This is a genomic window from Microcystis sp. M079S1, from assembly GCF_020246425.1.
Lineage (GTDB): Bacteria > Cyanobacteriota > Cyanobacteriia > Cyanobacteriales > Microcystaceae > Microcystis > Microcystis aeruginosa.
In genome coordinates this window covers 1-4429 of record NZ_JADBSZ010000161.1, presented here as the reverse complement: position 1 = coordinate 4429, position 4429 = coordinate 1, and the positions used below count along the sequence as shown (strand labels likewise).

Annotated in this window: 4 protein-coding genes and 1 pseudogene; 3 read left to right on the top strand and 2 right to left on the bottom strand. The window is 45.9% G+C overall.

Annotated features, from left to right (window positions below; genetic code table 11):
- Nucleotides 1-220 precede the first annotated feature (220 nt).
- The 3 genes from IM456_RS10575 to IM456_RS10565 all read left to right on the top strand — a co-directional run bounded on the left by IM456_RS10575 (nt 221) and on the right by IM456_RS10565 (nt 2235).
- Nucleotides 221-457 carry a hypothetical protein gene (locus IM456_RS10575; protein ID WP_043997914.1) on the top strand — a complete coding sequence of 79 codons (237 nt, stop codon included), beginning with the start codon at nt 221-223 and terminating at the stop codon, nt 455-457.
- A gap of 82 nt (nt 458-539) precedes the next feature.
- Complete coding sequence (locus IM456_RS10570; protein WP_002796238.1) at nt 540-1703, top strand: GuaB3 family IMP dehydrogenase-related protein; 1164 nt, start codon at nt 540-542, stop codon at nt 1701-1703.
- 190 nt (nt 1704-1893) lie between these two features.
- Nucleotides 1894-2235, top strand: coding sequence for a DUF760 domain-containing protein (locus IM456_RS10565; RefSeq protein WP_002771313.1), 342 nt, complete (start codon nt 1894-1896; stop codon nt 2233-2235).
- A 152-nt stretch (nt 2236-2387) separates the two neighbouring features.
- Here the strand turns inward: IM456_RS10565 and IM456_RS10560 are convergent, their stop codons facing one another.
- Together IM456_RS10560 and IM456_RS10555 are read right to left on the bottom strand one after the other, a co-directional pair.
- A complete protein-coding gene (locus tag IM456_RS10560) occupies nt 2388-4241 on the bottom strand; it encodes a hypothetical protein (RefSeq protein WP_287694484.1) in 1854 nt (617 codons plus the stop codon).
- Nucleotides 4242-4305: 64 nt separating this feature from the next.
- A pseudogene (locus tag IM456_RS10555) lies at nt 4306-4429 on the bottom strand (zinc ribbon domain-containing protein); the annotation flags it as partial.

Below are 4429 nucleotides of genomic sequence, written 5' to 3'. Positions count from 1 at the left end.
TTAACTTTAAACTCTAAGACAAACATTTTACGCAGGGGGGACTTAGACAAAATCAGTATAGCACAATAAAAGTTAAGTTAACAAGATATAGTTTAAAAAGCCGTCCTAAAAGGACGGGGCTTTAACCCAAAATTTCGGTAAGTAAACTGTTCAGTATCTAACCCTCTGCCGATTGCCTCAGTTGATTCCTATCCAAATCAGGTAATTTTAGTTGTTCGCCATGGAAATCTGGATTATTTTACGTTTTTCAATCGCCGCTGCCATTATCGCTTTAGTTTGCTGGTCTTTAGCCAGTGCCGTGCGCGATAGTTGGCAAGTTGCCCGACGGATGCACTCCATCCCTTGCTCCCACTGCCGCTACTTTACCAACGATTATCGCCTCAAATGTAGTGTACAACCCAGGAGCGCCAACACCGAACAAGCGATCGACTGCGGCGATTATTTTCCCGGGGCCTAGTCGGCAATAATACCGAAAAGCTTTTCGAGATGGTGCGAAATTTGCTAGTCTAGGCTAAATAGGTCTGAAATAGTATAGAAACGTGGATACAATTATTGGTCGGGGCAAAACAGCCCGTAGAGCTTACGGTATCGATGAAATCGCACTTGTACCCGGAGTGCGAACCCTCGATCCTAGTTTAGCCGATACCCGTTGGTCTCTCGGCAATATCGAGCGGGAAATCCCGATTATCGCCAGCGCTATGGATGGGGTGGTGGATACTAAAATGGCCGTCCTTCTCTCCGAGTTGGGGGCGCTAGGGGTACTAAACCTCGAAGGTATTCAAACCCGTTACGAGGATCCTAACCCGATTCTCGATCGCATTACCGCAGTCGGCAAAGCAGAATTCGTCGGTTTAATGCAGGAACTCTACGCAGAACCGATTAAACCGCAACTAATCGAGCTTCGTATCCAAGAAATTCAAGAAAAAGGCGGTATTGCGGCAGTTAGCCTCACCCCTGCCGGTGCCGTCAAATACGGTGCTATCGTCGCCCAAGCAGCGGCCGATATTCTCTTTGTCCAAGCAACCGTTGTTTCCACTGCCCATTTATCCCCGGAAGCTATCACCCCCCTCGATTTAGTGCAACTGTGCCAAGAAATGCCCATTCCCGTGGTTTTGGGCAACTGCGTCACCTACGAAGTCGCCCTTAACCTGATGAAAACCGGGGCAGCCGGGGTTTTGGTCGGTATCGGTCCCGGGGCTGCCTGTACTTCTCGCGGCGTTTTAGGAGTGGGAGTTCCCCAAGCCACTGCTGTGGCCGATTGTGCCGCCGCTAGGGACGATTTTTTCCAAGAAACCGGTAAATACGTCCCCGTTATTGCCGATGGCGGCATTATTACCGGCGGTGATATCTGCAAATGTATCGCCTGTGGCGCCGACGCGGTGATGATTGGTTCTCCCATTGCCCGGTCCGTGGAGGCACCGGGCCGCGGTTTTCACTGGGGTATGGCCACACCTAGCCCGGTTCTACCCCGGGGGACCCGAATTAGTGTGGGCAGTACCGGAACTATTGCCGAAATCCTCGTAGGACCGGCAAAATTAGATGATGGTACTCATAACCTCCTAGGGGCGCTGAAAACCAGTATGGGAACTTTGGGTGCTAAGAACTTAAAGGAAATGCAACAGGTGGAAGTGGTGATTGCCCCCTCGCTGCTGACGGAGGGTAAAGTCTATCAAAAGGCCCAGCAGTTAGGTATGGGTAAATAAAAGTTATCGGTGAACAGTGATCGGTTATCATCAGTGTTAAGTTTTTGATTTTTGCCAGAGATGGATTTTCTGCTTGGGATTACCATTCCCTTCAGGTTCGGTTCTACCGACCCCCACTATCTCAAAAAACTGTTAAATTGGAAGAACCAAAAGGATAGTTTATAAAAAAATTGAGTTAAGGAGATCAAAGGTGTATAGAGAAAACGATCGCCCTCACAATTTATTCGGTACCGATAGTGAATTTTCCGAGAGTTTGTGGCAGTATGTCCAGACCTTAAGTCCCGAAACAATCGCCCAACTCTCGAAACCGGAGTCCCAAGAGGTTTTCCAAGTGATGGAACGCAACATTATCGGACTTTTGGGCAACCTTCCTTCGGAACATTTCGGGGTCACTATCAGTACCAGTCGCGAACATCTGGGCCGGTTATTGGCCTCAGCAATGATGAGTGGTTACTTTCTCCGCAATGCTGAACAGAGAATGAATTTTGAAAAATCCCTCGCTACTCTCCAGAGCGGTTCTAGCGATGTTTAAAGTTGAGCGGTAGTTAGTTTGAAAGGGAAAAAGAGGCAATCAGATTTTAGTTATTTGTTGTTTCATTAATTAGCCATTTTTCTGACAAACATGACAAGATAACTTTGATCTGACTGATAACTGATAACTGATGACTGATGACTGATAACTGATTAAAGACAGTTTTGCTGCCAGAGTAGTTCTTTTTCGATTCCCTGTTTTTCTCCGGGGGGGACAGTCCTTTCCCGCATGATATAAAGTTGCAGGGATTTAATTTGTTGATCCCTACCGTGCTGCTGATTCCAGTTTTGACAGAGATACTGACCAAACTCTCCATAAACTGACCGACCGATAGCTCGATTAAGATTAATAAAATATACTCGCCACTGCATGGTTTTATACAAACGATTGCGATCGCTTTCGGTGGGTTTATCCCAAATTACTGGCTGTCCTTCTCTAAATAAATCTACCGTGGAACCATCGGCTAATTGACTGACTGCCACAAACCAAGCATCATCTCGGGGCGGACTAGGGGAGAAAATAGTCCAATACTGGTCTAAACGGGTAACTCTTGCCAGAATATCAATTGTATTGAAAGTACGACGGGTGAGCAAGCGATCGAGGGACTGAATTAAAGGTGTATTTAAATCGCCTCTAATGGCCGATTGCCGGACAAAACTGCGTAAATTCCAGATACTGGTCAACAATAAGAAGAAAACTACCAAAATATTTAAAGGTAAAGAGGATTTAATCGTCAGGGGACGAAACTTGAGAGGTTTGGTGAAATTGCCCATAAAACGACGATGGGAGGCAATCCACTCATAAATTCTCGTTCCCACGGCCATAAGGGGCGGTAAACGCAAAATTGGCGCTAAAAACCAGAAAATTGGCGAAAGACTGACAATATAAACCACTGCTGACCATTTAAACTGACGTTTTCCCTGCCAATCTTCCACCACCCAAGAATTTTGGGCCACCATATCCTCGTATATTGAGGGGTTATCCTGAGCGACTAACAGGGGAGTGCCGGGTAAAATGAGAAACGTGCGGAGAAGATGAACAACTTTTTTGCAAAATCCACAATCTCGATCATAATTAATCCTTAAACCTTCTCTTTCTGGGTTTATTATCCGTTTTTGTCCCCAATCCCAGACTAAGCTAGGGATAATCGGCAACCAATGGGTAACACTCAGGATAGGGAAAACCCCTAAATGTAGAATCAGTCCAAAAACCGTATGCAAGAAAATAAAGGAAACTACGGCGATTATTTTAAATAAACTATTGCGAAAGGGAACAAACATCAATAGCGGACCGAACCATTCAAAGCCTAGGGCTGAAATTGTTAGAAATTTGAGGAATTGCTGCGGTAAAGTCAGTAAAAAACTCCCCAAAGCGGTAGCGTATTGATCGTAACTAAGAGAGTAATAAACGGCTGTACCGTCGGGCCACCAAGTCTCACTTTTGAGTTTAAAGACCACTGACCACATATAGATGTAACACACCTGTATCATAAAAGCGACCGTGGCAGCCGAAACCACACGCTTGGGTAAGGGGTTGGGATTGGTGTTTAAGGCACTTTCCACGGAATAACAGGCACCAAGGGGTAAAAACATCGCCCAGAATAATACTGCCCGGATTACGTCATCGGCGGCAAATAGTAACAGGGGGTTGCGATGATGTAAAGAGACGATTAGCGCCCAAGTGGCGATCGTGGCTAAACGGGTATGATAGCCAATTAAAAGCAATAATGCGATCGCTATAGCGACAATAAACAGGATACTCTGCACCAGCACCGAGTCACTGAGAGCAAAAATAGACCAGTAAAAAGGACTAGCAGAGACTTTCGATAAGCTTCCTAGGGGTAAAACCCCCAATCCGCTGTAATGGGCAGTTACTTGGCTAAAACGAACCGATAAATCTACTAAAACCACTAACGCCAAGGCAATGCGAAATAAAGCCAGCGATCGCAGGTCTAACCCGAAAATCTCTGCCAGTCTTTGTCTAAATGATTTTGTCATTATCGCCATAGGATGATGATTCCCTCCACTTCTTCAATAAACCTACTTTATAGCAATTGACATACTCCCACCGTCAAGCTACGCTGTGACGGGGGATTCTTGACCTATCACTATCGGAAATTCCTTGTTCAACGAGACAGCTTAGATTCTCAATGTCTCCATTAAGAATCCAGAGGCCGGACTCTCCCAAGGCGTTT

Bases quoted from the DNA above. Each gene is read 5' to 3' on its own strand.
- IM456_RS10575 (WP_043997914.1), top strand. From the start codon at position 221: ATGGAAATCTGGATTATTTTACGTTTTTCAATCGCCGCTGCCATTATC.
- IM456_RS10560 (WP_287694484.1), bottom strand. From the start codon at position 4,241: ATGGCGATAATGACAAAATCATTTAGACAAAGACTGGCAGAGATTTTC.